The sequence below is a fragment of the Arcticibacter sp. genome (genome assembly GCF_045629565.1).
Taxonomy (GTDB): Bacteria; Bacteroidota; Bacteroidia; order Sphingobacteriales; family Sphingobacteriaceae; genus Arcticibacter.
Genome location: NZ_JAZQRL010000100.1, coordinates 89,079 through 115,944, shown reverse-complemented (window position 1 = coordinate 115,944; position 26,866 = coordinate 89,079). Strand labels below are relative to the sequence as shown.

The 26,866-nt window shown below is 46.2% G+C and carries 17 protein-coding genes; 5 read left to right on the top strand and 12 right to left on the bottom strand.

Features of this window, described 5'->3' with window-relative positions; genetic code table 11:
• Positions 1-55: 55 nt before the first annotated feature.
• On the bottom strand, positions 56-622 hold the full coding sequence (locus ACKI5J_RS12435) for an RNA polymerase sigma factor (RefSeq protein ID WP_407429796.1): 567 nt from the start codon (positions 620-622) through the stop codon (positions 56-58).
• Between the two features lie 518 nt (positions 623-1,140).
• Between ACKI5J_RS12435 and ACKI5J_RS12430 the strand changes: the two genes are divergently transcribed.
• Positions 1,141-2,007, top strand: coding sequence for a DUF808 domain-containing protein (locus tag ACKI5J_RS12430; protein WP_407429795.1), 867 nt, complete (start codon positions 1,141-1,143; stop codon positions 2,005-2,007).
• Between the two features lie 11 nt (positions 2,008-2,018).
• Here ACKI5J_RS12430 and ACKI5J_RS12425 read toward each other — a convergent pair whose 3' ends face one another.
• The 4 genes from ACKI5J_RS12425 to ACKI5J_RS12410 form a co-directional block, all read right to left on the bottom strand.
• Positions 2,019-3,431 carry an MFS transporter gene (locus ACKI5J_RS12425; protein ID WP_407429794.1) on the bottom strand — a complete coding sequence of 471 codons (1,413 nt, stop codon included), beginning with the start codon at positions 3,429-3,431 and terminating at the stop codon, positions 2,019-2,021.
• Between the two features lie 190 nt (positions 3,432-3,621).
• Entirely contained in the window at positions 3,622-4,983 is a 1,362-nt protein-coding gene (gene mnmE / locus ACKI5J_RS12420) for a tRNA uridine-5-carboxymethylaminomethyl(34) synthesis GTPase MnmE (RefSeq protein ID WP_407429793.1), read from the bottom strand.
• A gap of 9 nt (positions 4,984-4,992) precedes the next feature.
• A complete protein-coding gene (locus tag ACKI5J_RS12415) occupies positions 4,993-5,814 on the bottom strand; it encodes a TIGR02757 family protein (RefSeq protein ID WP_407429910.1) in 822 nt (273 codons plus the stop codon).
• A gap of 40 nt (positions 5,815-5,854) precedes the next feature.
• Positions 5,855-6,997, bottom strand: a complete 1,143-nt coding sequence (locus tag ACKI5J_RS12410; protein WP_407429792.1) for a cystathionine gamma-synthase — start codon at positions 6,995-6,997, stop codon at positions 5,855-5,857.
• A 72-nt stretch (positions 6,998-7,069) separates the two neighbouring features.
• Between ACKI5J_RS12410 and egtB the strand changes: the two genes are divergently transcribed.
• The gene (gene egtB, locus ACKI5J_RS12405; RefSeq protein WP_407429791.1) at positions 7,070-8,224 is read left to right on the top strand and encodes an ergothioneine biosynthesis protein EgtB; all 1,155 of its coding nucleotides are present in this window, start codon (positions 7,070-7,072) and stop codon (positions 8,222-8,224) included.
• A gap of 14 nt (positions 8,225-8,238) precedes the next feature.
• Positions 8,239-9,219, top strand: coding sequence for an L-histidine N(alpha)-methyltransferase (locus ACKI5J_RS12400; RefSeq protein WP_407429790.1), 981 nt, complete (start codon positions 8,239-8,241; stop codon positions 9,217-9,219).
• On the opposite strand, the gene ACKI5J_RS12395 is transcribed toward ACKI5J_RS12400, so the two are convergent.
• From ACKI5J_RS12395 to ACKI5J_RS12370, 6 genes are all read right to left on the bottom strand, one after another.
• Entirely contained in the window at positions 9,200-10,237 is a 1,038-nt protein-coding gene (locus ACKI5J_RS12395; protein WP_407429789.1) for an AI-2E family transporter, read from the bottom strand. The two genes, ACKI5J_RS12400 and ACKI5J_RS12395, sit on opposite strands and share 20 nt — an antisense overlap.
• 112 nt (positions 10,238-10,349) lie before the next feature.
• Positions 10,350-12,941: a cellulase family glycosylhydrolase gene (locus ACKI5J_RS12390; protein ID WP_407429788.1), complete on the bottom strand. Its 2,592-nt coding sequence runs from the start codon at positions 12,939-12,941 to the stop codon at positions 10,350-10,352.
• Between the two features lie 15 nt (positions 12,942-12,956).
• Positions 12,957-14,003 carry an arabinogalactan endo-beta-1,4-galactanase gene (locus ACKI5J_RS12385; RefSeq protein ID WP_407429787.1) on the bottom strand — a complete coding sequence of 349 codons (1,047 nt, stop codon included), beginning with the start codon at positions 14,001-14,003 and terminating at the stop codon, positions 12,957-12,959.
• A gap of 6 nt (positions 14,004-14,009) precedes the next feature.
• A complete protein-coding gene (locus ACKI5J_RS12380) occupies positions 14,010-15,131 on the bottom strand; it encodes a SusE domain-containing protein (protein ID WP_407429786.1) in 1,122 nt (373 codons plus the stop codon).
• Position 15,132: 1 nt separating this feature from the next.
• Complete coding sequence (locus ACKI5J_RS12375) at positions 15,133-16,749, bottom strand: RagB/SusD family nutrient uptake outer membrane protein (RefSeq protein ID WP_407429785.1); 1,617 nt, start codon at positions 16,747-16,749, stop codon at positions 15,133-15,135.
• 33 nt (positions 16,750-16,782) lie between these two features.
• Positions 16,783-19,824, bottom strand: a complete 3,042-nt coding sequence (locus ACKI5J_RS12370; protein WP_407429784.1) for a SusC/RagA family TonB-linked outer membrane protein — start codon at positions 19,822-19,824, stop codon at positions 16,783-16,785.
• A gap of 245 nt (positions 19,825-20,069) precedes the next feature.
• Between ACKI5J_RS12370 and ACKI5J_RS12365 the strand changes: the two genes are divergently transcribed.
• Positions 20,070-24,224 carry a two-component regulator propeller domain-containing protein gene (locus ACKI5J_RS12365; protein ID WP_407429783.1) on the top strand — a complete coding sequence of 1,385 codons (4,155 nt, stop codon included), beginning with the start codon at positions 20,070-20,072 and terminating at the stop codon, positions 24,222-24,224.
• Positions 24,225-24,292: 68 nt separating this feature from the next.
• On the opposite strand, the gene proS is transcribed toward ACKI5J_RS12365, so the two are convergent.
• Entirely contained in the window at positions 24,293-25,765 is a 1,473-nt protein-coding gene (proS, locus tag ACKI5J_RS12360) for a proline--tRNA ligase (RefSeq protein WP_407429782.1), read from the bottom strand.
• Between the two features lie 159 nt (positions 25,766-25,924).
• On the opposite strand from proS, the gene ACKI5J_RS12355 reads away from it, so the two are divergent.
• Positions 25,925-26,851, top strand: coding sequence for a hypothetical protein (locus tag ACKI5J_RS12355; RefSeq protein WP_407429781.1), 927 nt, complete (start codon positions 25,925-25,927; stop codon positions 26,849-26,851).
• Positions 26,852-26,866 lie beyond the last annotated feature (15 nt).

Genomic DNA, 26,866 nt, shown 5'->3' with positions numbered 1-26,866 from the left:
AGGTTATATAGTAATTGCTCTATTACCTGATGTACACGCGAAGTGACCTATAGGGCTATATGAAATGTAAAAAAGTCAAAAAATAAAGATAATCCGCCTTCTTAAAATGCTGGCGCAGGTACTTTAGTGTTCGTACCAGATTATTTTTAACGGTATTTGTCGAAATACCCATTCGTTCGGCAATTTCTTTATGCGACAAGCCCTCTTCACGGCTTAATTGCCAGACCTCACGCTGGCGGGCCGGCAAGCAGCCAACAGAATCTTGTAAAAGCTGCTCCAGTTCATGAATATGGGTCTCATTATCTTCTGCGGAGATAGGCATGTTGCGAATCAGTTCCTGCTGCAATAGCAGGTCATATTTGGCGGAACGCAGTTTATTAAAACAAAGTCGCTTGGCAATTACATAGATTAGTGACCATAGATTCTTGCTGGTATCAATATTTTCGCGAGACAGCCAGAGCTTAATAAAAGTATCCTGCACGATCTCGTCAGCCATATCCCTGCTTTTAAGAATCCTTAATGCCAGTTCGTAGATCCCTGGACTATAGGCATCAAATACAATTTTAAACGCGGAACGGTCTCCACATTTTAGATCCTCGCGTACCTGACTACAGATTTCCATTAATTGTCATAATTGAACTAGCATTTTTTTTTGTTATCGCACGTGACAAAAGTAACTACCTAGTATTAACAGCATATTAATTCTAGTAATTCACCAAGGTGGAAGATTTACTAAGCGGAAATCGACCGGTTTATATTAGATGAATATAAAAAAATATCCTAAGCAGCGCTATTTCCTTTATTGTACCCGAAATATAGCCACTATAAAGATCTATATCTAACTTTTTAAAGATTTTTTTTGGCATTTTACTGGCGAGGCCTAAACAAACAAACGCTTCATGCGAGTGAGTCCTTATTCACTACCTCCTCCTTAGGATGGCGCTGCGGTTAGCGTTTGTCTGTAGCCACTGATTACCGTAGATTCTCTTGCGTATTCATATCCGGCTATCGCTCCAGTATCCATTCTGTCGGGAATTTTCTTAAAATTCACTCATTCATGCCAGGTCGGAACGTATTTTGTATACGTTGTTTAACTGCCGACTGATTTTATTTTTTCGTAATATTGATAATAACACTTATATGGCATCTGGCTTCTTTGCAATTTTTGATGATATCGCCGCCTTGATGGACGACGTTGCTGTGGCAACCAAAGTAGCAACCCACAAAACAGCAGGCATTTTAGGCGACGATTTAGCCGTAAATGCTGAGAAAGCGACAGGTTTTCTGTCATCCAGGGAAATTCCGGTACTCTGGGCAATAACCAAAGGGTCGTTACGCAATAAGCTGATCATCGTCCCGATAGCGTTGTTGCTAAACGCATTTTTTCCTGCGGCAATTAAATTTGTCTTGATTTTAGGAGGGCTCTACCTGGCCTATGAAGGAGTTGAAAAAATAATCGAATACTTCTTTCATCGTCCAAAAAAAAGTCATGAGATTGTTGAACAAATTCAACAAGACGAGCGCACTGCGGAGACGGCAAAAATAAAATCTGCGGTAGCTACGGATTTCATCTTATCTATTGAGATTGTAATAATCGCCCTTGGAAGCGTATTGGAGGAAACATTGACCACACAGATCATGACCGTCGCTGTCGTTGCTGTATTGGCAACAATCGGCGTCTATGGAATAGTCGCCCTCATTGTCAGAATGGACGATGCGGGATATAGGCTGATTAAGTATTCCAAAGACAAGGGATTGTTGGCGAGCCTTGGTGTATTACTTGTGAAGTCGCTACCCGTAATAATCAGGATGCTCGGAGTCATCGGAACCATTGCTTTACTGCTTGTTTCTGGTGGTATTTTTGTGCATAATATCGAGTATTTCCATCACGTTTTTCCTAAGATTCAAGGAACATTCAAAGAGTTGGCCTTCGGGCTTATCGCCGGACTTGGTGTAGTACTTATCTCAGCTGCTGTCAGAAAAGTTGTAGCTGTGGTAAAGAAGTAGCGGATCGGAACTTATTGCCCGTCAGACTTCATGTTATCGCCATCCTTAAAGTGCAATCTCCTGAAAATAAATCCAGACAAAATAGTCAATATGCCTACCACTAAAAAGGTGTATCTGAATGCATTGTGAATTTCGTTATGGATCAGCTTCACGTCCCCCTGAAAGACTTTCAATACGATTAATCCAAATGCGATACCAAAGCCGATAGCCAGCTGCTGATTAACCGAAACCAAAGAATTGCCGCTGCTTGTGTGATATTGCCGAAGGTCTGCTATTGAAATGCTGTTCATGGAAGTAAATTGTATCGAATTAAAGAACCCCAGTATGGCAATGATGGGAACATACCAATAAATCGATGAGTGAATCTCAGGGATAGCCAGGCAACAAATTAAAAAGCCGATCACAAATGTGTTGGTCATCAACGTCGCGCGGTACCCGAACTTGTTCAATATCTTAATAACCGCAGACTTTCCGAACATAGCCGTTAATGCCATCGGTGCGACTATCCAACCAGACGTTACGGCAGATTTTCCGTAGGCGATCTGGATCATCATCGGCAACAGCAGCGGAACAGAGCTGATACCCAAACGGGTTGCTAAATTGCCTAAAAGTCCAACCCGGAAGGTCCTCACCTGAAAAAGGTTCAGCGGAAAAATAGGGTTGTTGTCCCTTGACGCATGGCGGTAATAAAAGTACAGCATCAAAAATCCTGTTAAAAATACAACCAAAACGGGCGTCATATGGGCGGTATTGCCAAACAATTCCAAAGCTATGGAGAGAAGCAAGGATGCGGCAGCGAAGATGAGAAATCCCTTGAGATCAAAATCGATAATGGGAGACCTATAATCGGGCATAAACTTCAGGCTTAAGAGAATACCAGTCAGCCCTATCGGTATGTTGATCAGAAAAATCCAATGCCAGGATAAATAGTCGACCATGTACCCTCCTACCAACGGTCCTAATACCGGACCGATCAACGCCGGAATGATCGCAAAGTTCATTGCTTTCAATAACTCTTTCTTTGGGAAAGTCTTGATCAACGCCAGTTTACCCACGGGAGTCATCAGGCTGCCTCCAATTCCCTGGACCACTCTGGAGACCACCAGCTGCGTCAGATTTTGCGAGAGCGAACAAAATAACGATCCTAAGCTAAATAATACTAACGAGAAAATAAACACCTTTTTTGTACCAAACTTGTCGGAGAGAAAACCGCTAACAGGCATAAATACAGCCAGAGTCAGCACATAGCTGACAATAGCGTTTTGCATATCCAGCGGCGATTCATTTAGGTCCTTTGCTATGGCAGGCAGCGAAGTATTCAGGATCGTAGAATCGAGCATCTGCATAAAAATGGCAGTCGCTAGTATTAAAGGAAGCAGTTTCTTTGTAGATTCAGCAGGATCGGTTCTTGAGCTCGGGTTCATAGTCAAATTGCTAGAAAAACGGCAGACAATATAAATTGTTTCGCTCTCTGGTACGCAACAAGCCGATCATTCCCAGGCACTAAGTTGACCTCTGCATTCAATTAAAAGCAAGCACCTGCTTGAATTCCTAATAGAACGCGGTAGTACAAGTACATAAATTTATAGCTTGCTTAGCTGGACCAACACAAAATTATTTCCCAATACAAAATTTAGAAAAAATATTATCCAACAGATCATCAGTTGTAACCGCCCCCGTAATCTCCCCCAAATAATACAAAGCCTGTTTAATATCCATAGCCAAAAAATCCGAAGTCACAGGATTATCCAACCCATATAGTACCCTTTCCAGTGCCTCCTCAGTCTTTTGCAGCGCCTCCACATGGCGAATATTGCTTACAATAACATCATCGTTGTTAATCTTGTGCAGATTCACTTTCCGAAGGATCTCCTCCTTCAACTCATCAATCCCTTCCTTCTCTTTAGCAGAGATAAAGTTCAAGTTAAAGCTATCCAGCGAACGGATCAAAGACACATCAAGGAGATCCTTTTTGTTTACAATGCCCACAAACGGGATACCAAGCACCTTCAGTTCCTCCAACTGCTCGCTGATCTCCTCCGATGCCTGCACCACCGGATCAAACAAGTACATGATAAGCTTCGCCTGCTTCATCTTTTCCCGGGTACGCTCCACTCCCTTCGCTTCAATAATGTCAGCCGTTTCGCGGATTCCCGCGGTATCAATGAAACGGAATACAACACCCTTGATCGACATCTCATCCTCAATAGTATCTCGCGTCGTCCCGGCGATTTCCGATACGATGGCACGCTCCTCGTTCAAAAGGGCGTTTAGCAAGGTGGATTTTCCAACATTGGGCTTACCCGCTATGACCACGGGCACACCGTTCTTCATCACATTTCCCTGTTCGAAGGAACTGATCAGGCGATATAGCACCCTGTGAATCTTATTGATCAGATCGCGCAGCTGGTCTCTGTTGGCAAACTCTACATCCTCTTCTCCAAAGTCCAGTTCCAGCTCGATCATAGACGCGAAATGGATGAGCTGCTCCCTGAGCACCTGCAGTTCATTAGAAAAACCTCCTCTCATCTGCTGCATAGCCACCTGGTGCGAAGAAGCAGAGTTGGAGGCGATCAGGTCGGCCACGGCTTCCGCCTGAGACAAGTCCATTCCTCCATTCAGAAAAGCCCGCAACGTAAACTCGCCGGGCTTAGCTGCGCGGGCACCACTTCTGATGAGCAGTTTGATAATGCTTTCAATGATATATGGAGAGCCATGCGTAGAAATCTCTACAACATGCTCTTTCGTGTAGGAGTGCGGACCAATAAAAAGCGATACGAGTACTTCGTCCAGTATGGCTTCCCCGTCTCTGATAGTACCGAAATGAATGGTATGAGAAGCCTGCTTGGCGAGGTTCTTTCCTTTGAATACTTTATCCGTTATCGTAATAGCATCTGGCCCTGAAAGGCGGATAACCCCTATTGCTCCGCTTCCGGAGGGGGTGGCCAGTGCTACAATAGTATCGTTGTTTGTCATGATGGTGCTTTAGAACTTTTCTTCAATGCCCAAGCCAAAAAGCGCAAAGTCATACCGTACCGGATCCACCGGATCAAACTCCAGCAAACGCTCCGTTAGTTCAACTGCGGTCTGCCAATCGGTTTGCTTCCTGGATATTAAGCCGAGCTTTCTGGCTACACGGTCTACGTGCAGGTCACATGGGCAAATAAGTTGTGAAGGACTGATCCTGTCCCATATTCCGAAATCTACTCCCTTGTCGTCCTTCCTTACCATCCATCGCAAGAACATGTTCAGACGCTTACAGGTTGATTTCTGCGAAGGCGAGCTTACATGCTTCATGGTACGCCCAGGAAAATCGGGAAGACTGAAGAAATACTTTCTGAAGTGATTCAAGATCACCTCAACACGATGCTCTGTCCTGATGAGTGCCATCATCGCGCGTACTGCCTGCTGGTCTTCCATGTACTCGATAGGATGCTTGGAGAATTCGAAGAAGCGACTTGTGCGAGAAGGCAAAAACGCATCTTCCAAAGAGTCAAAGCGGGCATAGTGCTGTTTGAAGAAACTGACGAAATACAAAAGATCCGTATCGTTGAACGTGCGGTGCTTAAAACCGAGTAATGACTTCAGATCTTCGTCTTGGTGACCGGTGATAAACGCATAAGGAGCTCCCGACATACGTTCGATCAGCTCTTTACATTTATTGATGATCGTTTTACGCTGTCCCCACGCGAGTATCGCGGCAAAGAAGCCCATAATCTCAATGTCCTGCTTACTGCTGAACTGGTGAGGTATCACAATGGGGTCATTTTCGATAAAGGAAGGCTGATTATACTGATCAGCCTTCATATCCAGAAACGCCTTTAACTCTTGTCTGTTCAATTCCACGTTAAGCTCCTATCGCTTGTTTAATGTCTTCAAGCAGGTCTTCAATATCTTCAACACCAACGCTTAGTCTCAATAAGTTATCGGTGACACCTGCCGCCTCGCGTACTTCCTTCGGAATAGATGCATGGGTCATCGATGCAGGATGATTGATCAGTGACTCCACCCCACCCAGCGACTCTGCCAGTGAAAAAACCTTAAATGACGAGGCCAGCTTGAACGTCGCCTCCAAATCTGCTTCTTTCAGACTGAAAGAAATCATTCCACCAAAATCACTCATCTGCTTCTTAGCCACCGCATGGTTAGGGTGATCTTCGAAGCCCGGCCAGTAAATCTTATCCACCTTAGGACTCGACTTCAGGAATTCGGCAATGGCGCGTCCGTTTTCGCAATGCGCCTTCATCCGCAGGTGCAGGGTCTTAAGCCCTCTCAATACGAGGAAACTGTCTTGAGGTCCAGGCGTAGCTCCGCATGAATTATAGATAAACCAGAGCCTTTTATACAGCTCCTCATCGTTCAGCATCAGCGCTCCCATCACCACGTCTGAATGTCCGCCGAGGTACTTGGTGGCAGAATGCATGACGATATCTGCGCCCAGATCGATGGGTGTTTGCAGGTATGGGGATGCAAAAGTATTATCGACCGCAAGCAAAACGTTTTTTGCCTTGGCAATCTTTGCAACAGCCTGAATATCTACAATCTTCATCGTTGGATTTGTTGGTGTTTCAATCCATATGAGTCGGGTATTTTCGTTAATATGCTGGTTGATGACCTCCGGATCTGAAAGGTCTATGAAATGGAATTTGATGCCGTAGTTCGCGAAAATCTTCGTAAAGATCCGGTACGATCCCCCGTAAAGATCATTACCGGTGATCACTTCATCTCCTGCCTTCAGCAATTTCATGACTGCATCGGTTGCCGCCATGCCACTGGAGAAAGCTAAACCAAACCTGGCGTTCTCAAGTGCCGAAAAGCAGTCTTCCAGAGCTTTACGGGTGGGATTCGTCCCCCGCGAGTACTCATAACCCTTATGCTCACCCGGCGACTTCTGCCAGTAGGTAGAGGTCTGGTAGATCGGCGTCATCACTGCTCCTGTTGTTGGGTCAGGCGCTTGTCCTGCATGTATAGCTTTTGTTCCGAATTTCATATCTCAAGTGTAAACAGCAAAAATAAAACAATTTCAGCTTTAAGCACTTAATACATGAATTAATACATCAATATGTTAATCTCCCGATTTATTGCTGTGAGAAAGCGCACAGAATGGATAGCCGCGCCTTTGAACATTGAAGATTATGTTGTTCAACCTGTTGAATATGTAAGTCCCCCCAAGTGGCACCTCGGACACACGACCTGGTTCTTTGAAACCTTTATTCTCAAGCCCAATGTAAATGGATACAGGGAATTTGACTCCAACTACAACTACATTTTTAACAGTTACTACGAAACTGTAGGAGCCCGTGTAATCCGAACGGACCGGGGCAATTTGAGTCGCCCCTCTGTAGAGGATATTTACAGGTATCGCAAATATGTCGACGAGGCAATGACTGAGCTGTTGAGCAGTTCGTCTGGATTGGACGAAGCCCTTCGTGAAACCATTGTTCTGGGTCTGAATCATGAAGAGCAACATCAGGAATTGCTTTTTTCGGACATGAAATACATTCTCGGGCATAATCCGCTGTTTCCGCCCTACCGCCTGCAGATGAACAAGGTTAAGATTATTTATAATGAAAAGTGGGATTATCTCTGCATGGATGAGGGCGTTTATGAAATTGGTCACAAAGGCAAAGGGTTCAGCTTTGATAATGAGCTCGGAAGGCATAAGGTTTACCTTCAGGAATATCAGTTAAGCCGCACGCTGGTTACCAATGCCGAGTATATGGAATTTATTGATGCAGGCGGTTATACAGATTTCAGGTATTGGCACGCAGAGGGTTGGGAATGGGTGAACCGGGAAAAGATCAACGCTCCAATGTACTGGCATAGGGTCGACGGTATCTGGCATACTTATACCATGGATGGACTGGTACCTGTTGAACATACCACGCCGGTTGTGCATGTCAGCTATTACGAAGCACACGCTTATGCTGAATGGAAAGGACAGCGTCTGCCTACAGAATTTGAATGGGAGGCTGCATCGCCGCAATTGCTCTATGGCAAGCGCTGGGAATGGACAGAAAGCGCTTATCTCCCGTATCCGGGGTTTACACGCGCCGCCGGAGCACTGGGCGAGTATAACGGAAAATTTATGGTGAATCAGATGGTATTGCGTGGATGGTCCACTTTTACATCGCCCGGACATAGCAGGCATACCTATCGTAACTTTTTTCATCCGCACCTGCGCTGGCAGTTTACCGGTATCCGACTAGCTAGATAACTGATACATTACCTATGAATGAAATATCTGAACCCGTAATCTTGTCTGAAGAAGCACTCTGCGCTTTCAGAAATGATGTCATGTCAGGATTAAAGAAATATCCTAAAGAGCTTCAGTCCAAATACCTTTATGATGCGGAAGGTGACGAGCTGTTCCGGCAGATCATGAATGCTCCTGAATATTACCTTACAGATTGCGAAATGGAGATATTTAAAGGACAATGCGATAAAATGGTGGCACCCTTAAGAGATCTAAAAGGGGGCCTTGACCTTATTGAACTGGGGGCCGGGGACGCTGCTAAATCATATTATTTACTTGATTGCCTGATGTCTCAGGGATTCGATTTCACTTACTATCCCATAGACATCTCGGCTAATATTATCAATCTCTTAACAGAACAGATACCGGCACGCCTCCCGGGAATCAGGATCAAGGGTATACAGGGCGACTATTTCGACGCACTACAGAAAACCGTGGCTATTTCATCCCGGCCTAAACTAGTCATGTTCCTTGGTGGAAACATCGGCAATATGCATCCCGAAGAGGCAATTAATTTTTGCACCGAACTGCGCCGGAACCTGTCTTCAGGAGACATGGTATTGATGGGCTTCGACCTAAAGAAGGATCCCTGGATAATTTTCAATGCGTATAATGATCAGGGAGGCATTACAGAAAAATTCAATCTGAACCTCTTATCAAGGATCAACCGCGAACTCGGAGCCGATTTTGATATCCGGCTTTTCCATCATTATGAAAACTATGACCCTGAAACCGGAGCATGCAAAAGTTACCTGATCAGCAAGACCGATCAGGTGGTAACGATCGGCGAAGAACCGATAAACTTCAGCCAGCATGAGTATATTTTCACAGAAACGTCCCAGAAATATACCACAGCACAGATTGACGCATTCGCCTCCGGCTCGGGCTTTACTCCTCTCCTGAAGCTGACAGATTCGAAAGGCTGGTTCGCAGACGTTATTTGGCGGGCTGAATAGCCTCGGCCTGATTTTTCACGTACAGTTCGTCTATGATCACAATAACGACCGCCAATAATGGCGTCGCCAGTATAATACCTAAACCACCCGTTAAAGTACCGATTAATACCTGGCTGATAATGATCATTGCAGGAGGTATCTTGATAATCGCATTTTGTACCATTGGCGTAACCACATTACTCTCGATCGCTTGTATGCCGACATACATGAGCGCTATGATGAATCCTGTATTGGTATCTATCGTTAAACCGATCAGAACGGCCGGAATCATGGCGATCAATGGCCCGAAATTCGGTATAAAATTCAGTAACCCTGCCATTACCGCAAGAGCCAAAGCCATGGGCACCCCCACTATTTTAAGGCCTATAAAGGTAAATATGGCGATGATCAGCATCGCCAGCATGGCTCCTTTAAGCCAGCCTTTCAGCGTTCCGCTAATTCGGTTCAGCACGCGCACTGCTCCGGGCTTAGCTGCAAGAGGCATAAGTTTAACGAAGCCGTCTTTGTACATGGAAGGACTTACGGTAAAGAAAAGACCGATAAAGAATATGATATACAAGTCACCAACTACCCCGAAGCTGGTACGAAAGATCTGCTGAAAGGAGTTCATGAGCTTCTGGCTGTTGTTGCCGGATACATAATAGAGAATCTTTCGTCCGATGGTAGATTCCCTGAGCTTACTTTCAGCGGTATCCACCAATAACGGTACTTCCTTGCTCATTTCACTGGCCTGCTGGGAAATCTTGGCCCCCATGAGGTAGAACATAGAGCCGATAACAAGGAACGTAAAAAGAACACCCACCGCCATGCTCCAGGAGCGCTTCCATTTCGTGTTTCTTTCTACCAGATCAGCGAGTCCATGAAAGAATATGGAAATCAGGGAACCGGCGAAAATCATCAGCAACACATTAAATGCAGCCTTCAAAATAAATATAAGGATAACGAGTAAGGCGATGATCCCAGCAGTTATCCAAACTTTCTTAGCAAACAGATTTAAGTCTTTTTTTTCTTCAGTCATAGTAGTTACGCAAGAAAACTACATCAGCCGCGTAATTGTTTTAATATGACCAAAAGGTCCTGCCCCGGCCAGAAGGATTCGCCTGGCTATGAATGACATATGGCAAGCTAAATTATCTGTCCGGGCCAGCCCGCTTAAGCAGAAGGATACTACCCAGCTCCAGACCCTGATTCTTTTCATCTTTAGCTGCTTCAAATATAATCTGGACCTTTTCGGCGTCGCTAAGCTTCAAACCCGAACCATCCGCAGCTTTGAAGTAAAGCGGATGAAAACCGGGATATGGTCGTGGAAGTAGCATTTGTGCATCAGGCTTTAGATCGCCTATCGGAATTTCGAATTCATGTAGCTCCCGGGAAAGGTTGAAGTCTTTGGAATAAGCCTCGGCATCTTTGGTAACAATCACTAGTTTGGCTTTGAGGGGTTTGTCTATGGCCCTGGCTTTGAATATGATCCTGTCAAATGTGTTCAATTCGCTGGTTCGTCCACTTAGCTTATCTCCAAAATTAAACTGAAAGCCCATACCATTGGCGTCGGCAGAATTCACAATCAATTGTCTTATCAGCATCTCACCCGGCAGAAACGAGCTTATATATTCTACTTTGTTGTTTTTCCATAGTGGTGCGTATACAGATACCCGGCTACGATCGGTCGCAGGATTGAACAACTCTGCTGCGGCGTTTACCGCTGCGACTCTGGTCTTCCAGCTGTCAGCCTGTACGCTTTCCCAGTTGTACGGATCACCTGTATGGCCTCCGGGAAACGTAAAAAATTGTTCATTCCCTTTCCTGACGATCAGTTTGTAACTCAACTCTCCTGGCTTTTGCAGCTCTGAGGGCAGCTCCACCTGGTATTGATGAGCAGCAACAGGTGATACACCCAACGTCTTCCACCCCCCTGCAGTGTGGTTCAGCTGGACAGAAATCTTATCCGATGGTTCGACACCAGCTATCTGAAACCGGAGAATGTGGGATTTGCCGGCACTGACTTCTATATCCGGATGGTGGGCGACTGCCGGCTGGGATGCAAAGGCCTCAGGCGCAACAAATTCCCTTAGACCAATGTTGCCGATTCGCTGAGGTATCCCACTGCTCTTTTTCCCTTTTTGAGCGAGCAGGTACACTCCGGGACTGATGTTGATCTGTCTGCCTTCTGCAGATGATTTAAGGCTGTCCCCTTCGTGGAGTGCTTCTACGGTATAGTCGGCACCGAGATCAGGAAGATCAATTGTCATCTGGTGATTTCCCCACTGTATGCGTGTAACTTCTTTCTTTAGCGAGGGCCTTTCAAAAGGATCCCGGACCTGAATCACATCCGGCATGACTTCCAGTCGCCATACCCCCTCTTTTACCTTGTCCAGAAAGTAAGCTCCGGTTCCCTTATAGTTAACTATTTCGGATGAACCAACACCTGCTACATGCTTGAGCTTTGCAGGGCTCAGCGGTTTAGTTTTTGTTGAGTTAGAATAGTAAAACGCATTGTTGGTGTTCATCTCGCTCAATGACTCTTCATAGGATACACGAAAAGACTCAAATGTAGCACTTGCAGGGTATTGACCGTACGACTTCAGACGCGGGACCCGATCGAATACCTTTGCAGCGATCAAGAAACTGATGGCTTTTGACGGTGTGTACGCGAGATTCAGATAATGCGTCTGGTATTCGGGGTTTGCGTATGCTGTTGCCAACGGATCATAGGCAAATTGCGTTGCCCATTGAAAGCCAGCAGTGCGGAAACTACGAGCCATGGCAGGGTACATGTAAGAATCTAACACATCACCGGAATCAAATTCGTAAACCATCTTTGCTCTGTTCCTGAACGCAGGAATGCTATCAAACGGGATTGCGTATGTATCCACATGAGGCAAATGGTTGCCCTTCAAAGCGAAATTGGCTACAAGTCCCGTCGGATACCATTGAAAACTATGTCCATCGACATCCGCCTTTACCACGGCATCTGCATATTTGGGCGACTCGCTGATGTTATAAAACACCGGTTTGTTCCAACCCGTGCCTTTGACCGCTTTGGTCATCCTGTTAATATATTCGGTAGTTCTCTCCGGTGGTCCGGAGTGATGCGGTTCATTATTAATTTCCATAGCAAGCACATCCGGGTCGTCTGTATAAGTAAGGCTTGTATAAGGGTTCTTATGCTTGAAGAACTGCTCAAGATACCGCTCCTGCGCTTTAAACGCCTCTTCCTCCACCAATGCCCTGTCTTTTCCATACTTAGCCGAAAAGCTTCCTGTTGCCTCATCTCTCTCCGGATATCCGTTCCCCCAAAATGCGATGGGAGTTATCAGGATCTTAATATTCCGCTTTTTAAGCTGGGCAATCAGGTAATCAAAAAGTCGCAGATGTTCATTTTCAATGAGGTTTCCTGTGGAATCTGTTATCTCCGTATCCCAAACATGTACCCGAAAGGCATTTAGCCCCAACCTGGCCAAATGATAAACATCCTGATCGATAGCCTTTTCAAGAGGAACCTGGAGGGTTTTATGTGAACGATAGCCAAATGCAAAGGGGACGGTATAGTTCACACCGAAAAAACTAGCCTCTTTGTTATTGTCCTTCCAGCGTATGACCCCTTTATCGTCAACATAGATGGATGACTTTGCAGCGGCCGGCTTACTTTGCGCATTGCTGTCGAACTGAAGAACGACAAATAAAAGTAATAGCAGATACTGTAGATAACTGATTCTCTTCATGAAAATATTCTGTACTTAATTAATAAATGCATCCAGGGCTTCAGTAGGCTTACCTGAATCGTCAAAAGCGCCTAACTTGTACCCTTTCCAGCTGTTATACGCCTGAGGCTCCCAATATAAAACACCGAGACCTTTGTTTTCAGGAAGCGATTTCACTTTCGCTATCAGGTCGGTTATGAAAGCCTTTGCCGCAGCACCTTCCGACATGGGCATGCCTACCTCGCAAAGCAGTACTTCCTTATCGTATCGTGTGATCATATCCTGCATATTAGCCAGACATTGCTCGTTCTTTTGCTGCCAGTCGCTTGCCCGTGGATAGAGAGACATGCCGACCACGTCCCATTTCGCCCCATTTGCCTTTAGCCCGTCGAACATCCAACGAAACATGGAGTTATCATACCCGTTGGATAGATGAACGATCACCTTAATATCGGGACTTGTAGCTTTGACAGCGTTATAACCCGAAAGAATTAATTCTGCAAAGCTTTTCATGCTGACCGACGCCTTTCCATCCTCCCACAGCATCCCGTTATTGGTTTCGTTACCGATTTGCACCCACTCAGGGGTAACTCCATGGTTTTTCAAAGCCGCCAGCACCTCCGTTGTGTGACTGCTCACCAGCGCCTTAAGAGCCGAAATGTCCTTGTTCTGCCATAGCGCAGGCTTTGTTTGCTTGCCCGGATCTGCCCAACTATCGCTATAGTGAAAATCTATCAACGTGCGGAAGCCCGCCCTTTTGGCTCTTCTGGCTTTTTCCACTACATCATTGACATCGCACCAGCCATCCTGAGGATTTACCCAGACGCGCAGCCTGATGGTGTTCATCCCTTTTCCTTTTAGTATTTCCAGAAGATCCTTCTCCTCCCCAACGTTATTATAAAACTTGATTTTGGCTGCTTCCATCTCGCTGAGCCAGCTCACGTCGGCACCTTTGACTAAACCGAACGGCTGCCCCGGCGGTTCAGGTGGCTCCAGGGGCTCCCCGTCTTCGCTGCCGCTACTACAGGCACAGGTTGCGAGTGCGAGAAACCATGCGAGACTGAGATATTTGTTCAATGCCATGTGTTTTTATTCTTCGGTTAATGAATAAGTGTAATTTCCGGCGCCCCTGCTTAGATCAAGGATGATGGTGTAGGTTCCGGTAGCTGGCACAACAATATTGTTGCCTCCCCAGTTTGGCGGACCTGCAAACACCAATTTGTCATCTTCATCCACCTTATAACTCAAGTCCCAACTGTTGTTTCCGATAAAGGCGAATGCTTTCCCCGCTGTCAGCGAAACACCTGTCGCCTTCAAAACACCAGCGGTCACATCGTAAGTCATAGGTGTTTCCGTGGTACTCCAGCTGTTATGATCTCCGGAAATAGAGAACGATGCCGGTGTGTAACTGATGGCATTAGTGCTCAGATCGACATTGACTTTCATATAGACCGGACTAGGAGTTAACCATAGATTCCCGCCTCCCTCAGCAATCGTTGTGGCACTCGTTCCCCAGCCGTATACTTTCTGGTCAGTGCTTGAGACGAGCTGGAATGCGTCGCCGCCCCAACCATCAGCATCCGGAAGATTAAGATAGCCTTCATACTTCGAGTTAAAACCTGCAGATGTCAGCACATAACCAGGTGCCCTTTCTCCTGGCGGGGGGGTGATCCAGGAGTTGCCTCCCTTCACTACCAGAGCCGGATAAATGACGATATCTTCAAATGGAGTTACAGCTATAGTAATAGTTGAATAGACAGGGGCTACAGAGCTTGGATTCCCGGTAGTTTTAAGAATTTCCGAAACCAATCTAACCGCCAGGTCCGCTTTCGTACCCGGCTTCATATTGAGCTGATTGACGAGAAGCGCATTGAGATCGGCACCGTTGAACGACCTTTCTACCGCATTGCCTGTTAGTCGCACGACTACAGCCTTCGACCAGGCATCCGGGCCGGTCGTGTCAGAAGGAATGTCGAATTGTAAACTGTAAGAAGGAACTACGTCAGTTCCATAGCTTGGTTCTTCAAACTTGAACGTTACCACTGTCTGAGTTTTGTTGTCCGGATTTAACAGAATATCCGTTACGCTTGCTGAAAACCCTTGTATCGATGCAGGTTTTACCAGGATGGTCTTCTCCATATCCTTTTGGCAGGAAACGAACAGGAGACTTAGCAGGCTGAAAAGTAAAACTGAATAAATTGCCTTTTTCATGTTAGTAGCCTTCATTTTGAACCAGGTTAGGATTGGACGATAAATCTGTTGGTGGTAAAGGGAAGATATTATACTTCGCATCTACAGACTGGCCCTGCTGCAGACCGCCTTTCCAGGCCCATAGATAAGCATCAGTAGTAAGTCTGCCGTAGCGAACCAGGTCAGTTCTGCGGACAGCTTCGTAATAAAGCTCTCTCGCCCTTTCATCCAGGACGAAGTCGAGCGTCAACGCACCACCTGTTATATTACCAGCTGTACTTCCGCTGTAAGCTCTGGTACGCAAGGCGTTGATGTACAACAGTGCTGTATTAGCGTCGCCTCCGGTGCCGCCGCGAAGAACCGCTTCAGCGTAGGTGAGGTAAATTTCTCCAAGGCGGAATAAAGGGAAGTCTATATCGGAAAAGTCTTTCGCCGGATCAATATTTGGTGCCAGCGCTCCGGTCTTCGTCTTATTTCTGAACTTGATAGACGAGTAACCAGAAGTACTCAAATAGAGTTCTTCCATGTTGAGTGTTTGGGGTTTCCCGGTTGTCCCTGTATAAAACAGTGCTCTCTTATCGGTACTCCCTGTTTTATCTGCGAAGAGATTAACAAAATCTTCTGTGCAACGCAATCCTCCCCAGTCTCCGTTTGACCCTGAAACGTCGGCAGGCACATTAGCGGGGCCATGCATCAGATACGTGGTACCTCCAAAATTCTGCGTGTTGGTTCCATCATAAGCGATCATAAGGATATTCTCGCTGGTATTGAGATGGTTGTCAGCGATAGTTAGCTCCTGATAATTAGGTATTAAACTATACCCTGCCTGAATAATCTTATTACAGTAGGTGATGGCCTCGGTAAACTTTGGAGTGCCCGTGTAAACCTCCGCATTGAGATAAAGGCGCGACAAAAGTGCCCATGCAGCTGCCTGATCGGCGCGTCCGTACTCGTTTGATTTTGGAGCTGCTAAGTCAGGCTCAATAGCCATTAACTCTGATTCGACATACGTAAAGAGATCTTTACGCTGGATTTGTTGAGGGAGCACGCCGGAGCCTATACCGATGTCTTCTGTAACAAACGGTGGATTTCCATAGATATCCATGAGGACCCAATATTGAAAGGCCCTCAGAAAACGAGCCTCTGCCCGAAATCTCTTCAATTCTTCGGCATCTGCGCCGCTGATTCCCCTCTCGGAAATTTTCGCTTCTGTGGACTGCCTGATGAAATCGTTGCATAAGGTAATCTGATAAAACGACCTGTAATAAAGCCCGTTCACTATCGCATTTCCAGCCGACCAGTTTAGCTCATGCAAGCCCTGAATTCCCGCGTCACCGATCCATGACCAGGCAGCTTCATCTGTCGTCAGCTCCTGGAGGTTCCAGTACAACCGGAGGAAATCAGAGTTTCCTTCATCCGGAATAATTTCTGCCGGTATATCCTGTCTGCCGGTAGCCGCATTTCCTGTCATGGCAAAGGCTCCGTAAACCTTTGCCAGCGCTTGTTTATAACCTGCAGGGTCTGCATAGACCTTGTCGGCTGTTAAGTCATTCGTAGGCGTCAGGTCCAGCTTACTGCAGGAAGAAATGACCAGTGCAATGACCGATAGTTTTATGACGTATAAAATTCTTGCTTTCATCTTGATCGTTTTCATTTGTTGGTTAGTCTATCACTAAAAACTAAGATTAAGGCCGAGCGAGAATACCCGGGGTCTGGGGTAAAGGTTATTGTCGATACCCGATGGCACTTCAGGATCCAGGCCCTTGTACTTTGTTATTACGAATACATTCTGGGCGATGGCACTGATCTGAAGGTTAGCTGCTCCACCAAGAACTCTTCCGGCGTTATATCCAAGGCTGATATTATCCATTTTCAGGAAAGAAGCATTTTGCAGATAGTAATCGCTCAATATCTGGAATCCGCTTCCTTCAAAACCAGTCTCCAGATAATTCCGTGAAGCATTATACGTAACGGCCGAGCCTGTTAGCTGCTTAAGTGTTCCCGTCTGACTGAAATTATTGTTATAGACGTAATTCCCGATATTGGCGCGAAATACAACGCCGGCATTCCATTTCTTGTAATTGACGTTACTGCTAAGCCCCATAAACACCGTGGGATCAGCTCTTTTACTGAGATAGAGATCTTCCTGAGAGATGATACCATCCTTATTTCTGTCGACATAAACGCCGTCAATTGGTTTCCCTCCTTCATCATAGACCTGCTGATAGAGAAAAAAGGTATTCTTGCTGGCGCCAACCGGATGTAATTGCACGAAGCCACCTCCTACGCCTCCTGATATCGCTCCTGTGGGGGCGCCGATGTAATTAGGATCATTGGGCACGAGGGTGAGGTTCGTGATTTTATTTTTATTTCTGGTGATATTGAAAGCGATATCCCAGCGCAGGTCGGTCTTCTTGATTGCCTGAGCGCTGATATTGAACTCCACTCCCCTGTTTTCCATATCTCCAATATTCTGAACCGCAAAAGCACTGAAATTGGTCCCGGCTGCCTGTGGCACTCTAGCCAGGAGATCTCTGGTATCTTTTTGATAAAACTCCAGGGATCCTGTAATCCGTTGATCAAGGAAACCGTAATCAAGCGCGATATTGGTAGTCGTTGTTTCTTCCCATTTGATGCTGGAAACGTATCCTGAAGGACGGTACATCCGGTAATAACTGTCGCCGAACTGGTAGGATGCATTGGGTTCACTCAACTGGTAGCTGGCCAGATATCCGTAATTATCAATTCCGTCCTGCTGCCCTGTTACTCCGTAGCCGACCCGGAACTTCAGGTCAGATATCGTTTTATTTTCTTTTAGAAATCCTTCATTGCTGGCGTTCCATGCCACTGCTACAGAAGGAAATATGCCATAGCGGTTATCTTCCGCGAAGCGGGAAGAGCCGTCGCGACGAACCGTAGCTGTCAACAGATAACGATCATCGAAATTATAGTTGGCCCGACCGAAATACGAAACCAGGCGATAATGTGGCTTATCGAATGGAAATGCGGGATCTGCGGTGAGCTGAGTGCCACTTGCACTGTAGCTGGCATAATTATAAGCGGTTGTAAGATAGTCGTTATAAGAGTATCCGGCCGTGAGGTCAATACGACTCTTGATGGATTCTACGTCCTTCACATAGTTGAGATAGAAGTCAACGAGTGTATTTTTTCGTTCGCTCTTATAGCGGTTGTTTAGCCCGCCCGTTTCGTTAACCAGATAGTTGGAAGCTGCACTGGCCGGAACGAACACCGTTCCTTTCCCTTTAGCGATATCATACCCCAGGTTCAGGTTGGCGCGCAGTTCCGGCAGAAAATGAAACTTATAATCCAGCTGGAGGTTACCGATGCTTCTAAGTGGCTTGCCGATATCTCTCCTCTGTTCGAGGAGACCTACCGGATTGCGACCTTGCAGATTGTACAGGCCGGTAGGTTGTGACGGGTCTAGGTACTCAAAATAGCCTCCAAACCGATCACTATTTGTTCTGACAGCATGCGTAGGATCGAAAGTTAGCGCTCCGCCGATGGCGAGCGTATTGGCAAACCGTGCTCTCTGAGCGCTGCCCTTAACATTCAGATCAACTTTAAGGTGATCATTAAAGAACCGCGGATTCAGCACCAGTCCTAGTGTTGTCTTTTGCAGATTATCTGTCCGCAAAACACCTTGCTGAGTTTGAAAGCCTGCAGAAAGCCTGTAGGGTAGTTTGCTTATTCCTCCGCTAAAGCTGATATTGTTATCAGAAGAGAAGCCTGTGCGGTATATTTCCTTTTGCCAATCCGTGCTTTCTGTTCCCAACCGGGCAATCTGGTCGGCACTGCCGTATTGATTTATGATCTCCCGAAATTCATCTGCATTCAGCACATCCACTTCATTGTAGTTATTGGAAACTGAATTGACGGTATGGAAGGCAACCCTGAATGCTTCACTGGTACCAGCCTTGGTGGTGATGATAATAACGCCATTCGAAGCCCGTGCTCCGTAAATAGCTGCAGCAGAAGCATCTTTCAACACCGTAAATGATGCTATGTCATTGGGATTTATAAAACTTAACGGATTGGCAGCGCCGGAGATATTTGAATTTTCAAGAGGCACTCCATCGATCACAATCAAGGGATCGTTACTTGCATTGAGTGAAGAACCGCCGCGGATGCGGATAGTGCTGCCGGCTCCAGGCTGGCCTCCGTTCGATGTGATGGAGATGCCGGGCACCTTTCCCGCTATCAGCTGCTCCGGTGTGGAGATATTACCTTTTTGGAAATCTTTCGCGTCAACAACCGCCACCGAGCCCGTCAGATCTTTCTTTCGCGTAATTCCGTAGCCAACGACCACAACCTCCGTTAACGAGGTGGATGCAGGTTCCATGGCGATGTTGATGTTTGTCCTGTTGTTGATCTGGACTTCGGTGGTCTGATAGCCCAGATAAGTTAGTATCAGGACACCCGTTTCCGGACTGTTGAAGGCGAATTGTCCGTTCGCATCAGTCGAGGTTCCGAGTTTCGTACCCTTCACTTTAATGGATACGCCTACAAGTGGTTCACCGGTTGATTTGTCTATTACCCTCCCCCTGATAGTGACCCTGGCAGATACCTGGCTGCTCACGGCTTGATAGATCTGCAAGCTTTTCTTTTCGCCCCTGGCAGCGGCATCTGCAGGCAAAATGCAAAAAGAACTGAGGACGATAGAAAGAGCCGTAACATTTGATAGTCGTTTACTCATATTGGTTTGATATTGGTTGGTAGATCTTGCTGGTTTTATGGAAATTGGCCAGGTACAAAGTAGAAATAAATTACGCTTTATCCTTTGTTCTGATGGTCTTATTTTTTGTTCTATTGATTTTTTTGGACTTGAATACCTTACATTTAGGGAGATTGTAAACCTTCCGGAAGCACACTCTGGTTCAAGCTTAAAACATGAGCTTTTTAAATATAGGATTAATTTTTCGACGATATATCTCAGATACTGTGAGTTGGCTTTTCATACCCGGACTGCTGGCCCTAACCCTTTCGCCCCTCTGTTCGTGGGGACAAAGTCTAAACTTAAACTTCTTCCATATCAGTTACCAGGAAGGCTTATCTAACAGCACAGTGGAAGCTATTGCACAGGATAGCTTTGGGTTTATATGGATCGGTACCAGGGACGGGTTAAATAGATATGACGGGTATCAGGTAGTTGTGTTTAGAAACGATCCGGCCGATAAATCGAGCATTTCAGACAACTTTATCCGTACCATTTATGAAGACAGCAATAAGGACCTCTGGATAGGGACGATGAACGGGTTGAACAAGTTTGAGCGTACTGCCAGCACCTTTAAACGCTTCAAATCAGATAAAAGGCGGGCGGGAAGCATCAGTAACAACATTATCACCTCTATATACGAAGACAGCAACCGGCAATTCTGGGTCGGCACGTACGGGGGCGGACTGAACCTCCTCAACAAAAGAAGCGGCAAGTTTAATAGCTTTATACATAACCCCGAAAATCCGGGGGCACTGCGGAGCAATAACGTAAACGCGCTGGTCGAAGACAGGATGGGACGCTTATGGGTTGCAACAGACTCCGGTCTGCATGCGCTCCATCGCCAATCAAAAACGTTCAAAGTCATCAGCAATCTCTCCGATAAACGGAACCTCCTGAAGAGGAATACCGTTAAGAGCCTTGCCATTGACCATACCGGTTATTTATGGCTCGGAACTGAAGATAAGGGACTATCCAGATACCACCCCGCTACCGGAACTTTCAAAAATTACAATCACAATGAATGGGCCAAATCAAGCTTGTCTAATGATCAAATCAGGACGTTGTTGGTGGACAGTCGGAACAGACTTTGGGTAGGGAGCATAAATGGCGGTCTGGATCTCTACCTGGCAAATCTAGATGCCTTTCAAAACTTTCAGCATGACCCCGAGCATCCAAGGTCGCTGTCTCAACGAACAGTTTCTGCTTTATTCGAGGACAAGCAGCATAACTTATGGATCGGAACACACAGAGGAGGTATAAATCTCTACAGTCCTCTTTCTGAGAAATTCAATATTTTCAGGAAAGAACGAAAACAACCAACCTTAAGCTACAATGATGTAAGAGCGTTTTTTGAAGACAGTAACGGCCTGATATGGATAGCCACTGACGGCGGAGGTCTAAACTCCTTTAACCGAAAGTCCGGAGCATTCAATCATTACCGTCATGATCCCTTTAAACCCCTTAGTATTGGCTCGGACGCCGTACTGGATATAAGGGGAGATAAAAATGGAGCTTTATGGATCGGAACCTGGGGCGGCGGCTTAAACGTGATGGACAAAGCATCAGGAACGTTTCGAAAGTTTACCCATGTTGAGGGTGATCCCAATTCCATCAGTTCCAATTATGTACAGAAAACGCTGGAAGACAGTCATGGCAATTTCTGGGTAGCAACCTATTACGGCGGGTTAAATCTCTTTGACAGAAAGACCAGGCGCTTTAGGCGTATTAAACATGATCCTGACAAGAAGTCGGGCGTCTTCGGAGAAAACATCGTTTCCCTGCATGAAGATATCAACGGAGATATCTGGATGGGGACGGACGACGGGGGATTGAACCGCTATCAAATAAGCACTAAAAGATTCCTGCATTATTTCAGAGATGAGGAACGAATGCCCGACCTGCGGGTTTTGTTCACTGACCGTAAGGGAAGACTATGGGTAGGGCACCGCGGCCTCTATCTTTTCGACCGTAAGCAGAACCGCTTTGCCTTGTTCAGGAATAAGGCTGGACTATCGACCGATTTCATCAAGAGCATTCTCGAGGATCGGCGGGGAAACCTCTGGATATCTACATCGAACGGATTAACGAAGATCAATCCGGAAACAGGTGCGTTTAAAAAATATTCCGTCAGTGACGGGTTGCAGGGCCAGGAGTTTGAGGCGAATGCGGCACTCCTCTCCAGCAAGGGCGAAATGTACTTCGGCGGCATCAATGGCTTTAATACGTTTTTTCCTGAAGAAATTAATACCAATGCCTATCTGCCGAACGTTTCCCTGGTCGACTTTATGATATATAATAAAAAGATTGTCCCCGGTGAAAAGAACTCGCCTCTTAAGGAAGATATCAGCCTCACGAAGGAAATCAGGCTTTCATACAAGCAGTCTACCTTCTCTTTGAGCTTTGCGGCCCTGGATTTTACCGGTCTGAAGAACAATCAGTATGCATATAAGCTGGAAGGATTGGATAAAGACTGGAACTATGTCGGACATGAGCGCAAAGCATCTTATACAAATTTAAGTCCCGGCACCTATACCTTTTTCGTCAAAGCAAGCAATAGCGACGACGTTTGGAACAACAAGAGTTCAACCGTCAGGATCATCATTGCCCCTCCTTTCTGGTTGACATGGTGGTTTATACTTCTTGTCCTGGTACTGATTATCTATATCATCTACGCCATTCTTAGCTTTAAAAGAAAACTGGAACTTGAACGCATGGAAGAAAAAAAGCGCGAGGAAATCCATCAGGTACAACTGCAGTTTTTCACCAATATATCGCACGAGTTCCGGACACCGTTAACGCTGATAATGGGGCCGTTGGAGCAATTGATGAAAGATAATCAGCAATCTTCCCTTACCCGATACTTCCAGACTATGCACCGGAATACCAGAAGGCTGATGAACCTGATTAATGAGCTGATGGACTTTCGCAAAGTGGAAACCGGCACTTTAGGACTCAGGGTAACAGAAGGAAATATCGGAAACTTTATCGCAGAAATTTTTGAAGAATTCAAAGGCCTGGCAGAAGATAAAAATATTACGTTCGAAGTCATCAATAACCTCCCGGAGGAAAAAGCATGGTTTGACAGACAAATACTGGAGAAAATCCTCTTGAATCTTGTTCATAATTCTTTCAAATATACTCCTGATAATGGTGTGATAACGCTCGAAACCCTGGAGTCGCTATCGGGCTTTAAGCCCCGGTTCAAAAATGAGCTAGCGATCAGGAACAGCTTCAGATCCGGTAGATACATCTATATACGTATCGCTGACAATGGGATCGGAATCTCCGCAGATTCTATAGGACGCCTGTTTGAACGATATTATCGCATCACAGAAGCACATTTGGGCTCGGGTATTGGGCTTGCGTTCGTCAAAAGCCTTACCCATTTGCATAAGGGTGATATTTACGTTTACAGTGAACGACATCAGGGAACGGAAATCATAGTGGCGGTGCCTATCGAAAGAACGAGCTACAGTCCTGAGGAGATCTGGACTGAGTCTGCCAGTGAGGGAGGAACCCGGCTGGAGAGTGTAAATCCGGAACCCCTCCTTCAAGACACGCCGGCCGGAATGACCGGGACCATATCCACCCTGTCAGATCCTCCAGAGGAACGGATTCTCATCGTTGATGACAATCCCGAGCTGAGGGCCTTTTTGCAGCAGACCCTCTCCGCTACCTATCAGGTTGCGGTCGCTGAGAATGGAATGATTGGCTTACTAAAGGCAAAGGATGAGTTTCCAGACCTGATTTTGAGTGATGTGTTGATGCCCGAGATGAACGGAATTCAGTTTTGCAAAGCTGTAAAAGAAGATCTTGAAATAGGTCATATCCCCTTTCTTATGTTAACAGCCCGCAACGCCCTGGAAGCCAGAATCGAAGGAGCTGAGTCGGGAGCCGACTTCTATCTCCCTAAGCCAATTAGTATTGACCTGCTGCTCCTCACGATCAGGAATATCTTTGAACAGAAGCGGAAATTGAAGGAGCGCTATCTGAAGGACTATCAAAGTGACGCCCGGGAGCTGGTGCATTCGGCCAAAGAGAAAGAATTTATTGACAGGCTAAGCAGAATCATCCATTCTGAACTAAAAAATCCAGACCTGGATGTCGACTTCGTCTGTACAGCTATGGGGATGAGTAAAACCAAACTGTACCAAAAGATCAAGACGATCACCGGAGAATCAATAGGCGAATTCATCAGGTCGATACGACTGAAAAGAGCAGCGCAGATAATGACCCACGAGGATGTGCTGATAACAGAAGTGATGTACCGGGTGGGAATACAAACGCAGTCGTATTTCAGCAAGGCATTTAAAAAGCAGTTTGGCAAGACGCCAAGTCAGTTTTTAAGCGAACTGGAGAGGCATCCGCAAAGAGACTAACGGAAATCAAAGAAGGCTGATCATTTTTTAAACGATCAGCCCCCCAAAATAACATAACGGCACAGCTTTTAATACGCTCGCGCGAACAGGACACGCTGCTTAGAAGGTTGTCCGGAGTAGATACAAACCCCTTCCTCCAGCTTGTTATCCAAAGGAATACAACGGATCGTCGCTTTAGTCTCTTCCTTGATTTTCTTTTCAGTTTCCGGAGTACCATCCCAATGTGCAGAAACAAAGCCCGCTTTTCCATCCAGCACTTCCTTGAACTCCTCATAAGAATTCACCTCGGTGATATTCTCTGAGCGGAATTTAAGGGCCTTCTGGTAGATATTAGTCTGAATATCTTCAAGAAGCGCTTCAATATGGTTAGCTAAACCCTCCTGGCTAATAGTCTGCTTCTCCTTCGTATCACGTCTGGCAATTTCGACAGTACCATTTTCCATATCCCGGCCGCCGATAGCAATGCGGACCGGAACACCCTTCAGTTCATATTCTGCGAACTTAAAGCCCGGGCGCTGGGTGTCGCGATCATCATACTTAACAGAAATGCCTTTTGCTTTAAGCTCAGCATGCAGGCGATCAGCAAATTCCGTGATCTTAGCTAAATCTTCATCGCTCTTGTAAATCGGCACGATCACCACCTGGATCGGTGCAAGCTTGGGTGGCAACACCAAACCAGAATCGTCAGAATGTGCCATGATCAATGCGCCCATTAAACGGGTAGATACACCCCATGACGTTGCCCATACATGGTCTAGCTTACCTTCCTTGCTGGTGAACTTCACGTCAAACGCTTTGGCGAAATTCTGTCCCAGGAAATGCGAGGTTCCTGCCTGAAGCGCTTTTCCGTCCTGCATCAGCGCTTCGATACAATAAGTTTCCACTGCACCGGCAAAACGCTCGTTAGCCGTTTTGATACCTTTCACTACCGGCATGGCCATCCAGTTCTCAGCGAAATCCGCATAAACATTCAGCATTCTTTCTGTTTCTTCGATAGCCTCAGCAGCGGTTGAGTGTGCGGTATGCCCTTCCTGCCAAAGGAACTCGGTAGTACGCAGAAAAAGACGGGTACGCATTTCCCATCTGACTACGTTTGCCCACTGGTTTACCAGGATGGGAAGGTCACGGTACGACTGGATCCAGCCGCGATAAGTGTTCCAGATAATGGTTTCAGAAGTCGGACGAACGATCAGTTCTTCCTCCAGTTTTGCATCCTCGTCTACAATAATATTTCCATTGCCATCGTTCTTCAATCTGTAATGAGTAACGACCGCACATTCAGTTGCAAAGCCTTCAACGTGAGCAGCTTCTTTTGAGAAAAATGATTTAGGAATAAAGAGCGGGAAGTAGGCGTTACTGTGGCCGGTATCTTTAAACATCTTGTCTAGCGCAGCCTGCATCTTTTCCCAGATGGAATAGCCGTAGGGCTTGATAACCATACAACCTTTTACCGCGGAATGCTCTGCCAGATCTGCTTTTGTAACAAGTTCATTATACCATGCTGAATAATCGTCGTTTTTGCTCGTAATACCTTTACTCATACTTAATTTATGTTGTTTTTTTCGTAATTTTAACACAATGTCCGAGCTAACAAAGTTATAAAACTAAACGGGCAATTTTACCATTAAGTGACGCAACCTTTTTCTATGTTTTGCGTCTATACAGATACAGTGATGATTGGAGATTTAACACACACCGCAATGAGAAAATTAATTATACCGGCTATGGCAGCGTTCGCTGTTATGCTGGGCTCCTGCTCCACTACTCAATTGGCGCAGCAGAGTACCGCACAAAACGATGATGTTTACAGCACACAGGCAAAAGCAAAGGAGGTAACTTATGCCCCGGTTGCTGAGCGTAATTACCGCACTGATGAACAACTTTACGGAGGTAATGATTATTCAGAAGGCGATTACCAGGAGAACATCGACTATGATTTTGATTATGGCTATGCTTCCCGCATAAACCGCTTCCAATACGGTTCCGGTTACCGCCCGTATTACGACAACTTTTATTCCTTTGGGTACAGTCCGTGGTACGGATACGGTTATGATCCGTTCTTCATGGATCCATGGGCATTCCGCCCCGGATACTCCATGTGGTTTGGGTTTGGAACATTCGGTGGTGCCTGGGGATACAACCCATGGTTATACGGAAACCGTTTTGGCTATGGCAACTATTGGGGTCCCGTTTCCTACGGTGGCTTCGGTTATCCAGGTTACGGATACGGAGGTTATTACGGAGGTGTTGTAGCCCGAAGAAACAACCCTCGCCCTTATCTTGGTTCAGGAAACCCTGGCGCAATCACCAATGGTGATCGCGGCACACGTCCCGTTGGAAGATCGAATAATGCGATTTACAATACAGGTAGAGGCCGCACAGCAAACGGCACATACGCCCGACCTTCCAGACCAACTACAGGTACAACCCGCCCTGCTTCAGGTACCGCAACACAAAACAGACCAGCACGTGTGGAAAGACCGGCCAGAGAACCGTATGTTGATCGTACACCACGTACTGAATCTTCCCGTCCAAGCTCTTGGGGTACAGGATCAGGCTCTAGCGGAAGTAGCTCAGGTGGCAGCTCCGGCGGCGGTGGTTCAAGACCAAGCAGAGGATCAAGGTAATACTTAACTAAACCA

Coding starts and splice junctions, on each gene's coding strand:
- ACKI5J_RS12435 (WP_407429796.1), bottom strand. CDS start 622: ATGGAAATCTGTAGTCAGGTACGCGAGGATCTAAAATGTGGAGACCGT.
- ACKI5J_RS12430 (WP_407429795.1), top strand. CDS start 1,141: ATGGCATCTGGCTTCTTTGCAATTTTTGATGATATCGCCGCCTTGATG.
- ACKI5J_RS12425 (WP_407429794.1), bottom strand. CDS start 3,431: ATGAACCCGAGCTCAAGAACCGATCCTGCTGAATCTACAAAGAAACTG.
- mnmE (WP_407429793.1), bottom strand. CDS start 4,983: ATGACAAACAACGATACTATTGTAGCACTGGCCACCCCCTCCGGAAGC.
- ACKI5J_RS12415 (WP_407429910.1), bottom strand. CDS start 5,814: ATGAAGGCTGATCAGTATAATCAGCCTTCCTTTATCGAAAATGACCCC.
- ACKI5J_RS12410 (WP_407429792.1), bottom strand. CDS start 6,997: ATGAAATTCGGAACAAAAGCTATACATGCAGGACAAGCGCCTGACCCA.
- egtB (WP_407429791.1), top strand. CDS start 7,070: ATGTTAATCTCCCGATTTATTGCTGTGAGAAAGCGCACAGAATGGATA.
- ACKI5J_RS12400 (WP_407429790.1), top strand. CDS start 8,239: ATGAATGAAATATCTGAACCCGTAATCTTGTCTGAAGAAGCACTCTGC.
- ACKI5J_RS12395 (WP_407429789.1), bottom strand. CDS start 10,237: ATGACTGAAGAAAAAAAAGACTTAAATCTGTTTGCTAAGAAAGTTTGG.
- ACKI5J_RS12390 (WP_407429788.1), bottom strand. CDS start 12,941: ATGAAGAGAATCAGTTATCTACAGTATCTGCTATTACTTTTATTTGTC.
- ACKI5J_RS12385 (WP_407429787.1), bottom strand. CDS start 14,003: ATGGCATTGAACAAATATCTCAGTCTCGCATGGTTTCTCGCACTCGCA.
- ACKI5J_RS12380 (WP_407429786.1), bottom strand. CDS start 15,131: ATGAAAAAGGCAATTTATTCAGTTTTACTTTTCAGCCTGCTAAGTCTC.
- ACKI5J_RS12375 (WP_407429785.1), bottom strand. CDS start 16,749: ATGAAAGCAAGAATTTTATACGTCATAAAACTATCGGTCATTGCACTG.
- ACKI5J_RS12370 (WP_407429784.1), bottom strand. CDS start 19,824: ATGAGTAAACGACTATCAAATGTTACGGCTCTTTCTATCGTCCTCAGT.
- proS (WP_407429782.1), bottom strand. CDS start 25,765: ATGAGTAAAGGTATTACGAGCAAAAACGACGATTATTCAGCATGGTAT.
- ACKI5J_RS12355 (WP_407429781.1), top strand. CDS start 25,925: ATGAGAAAATTAATTATACCGGCTATGGCAGCGTTCGCTGTTATGCTG.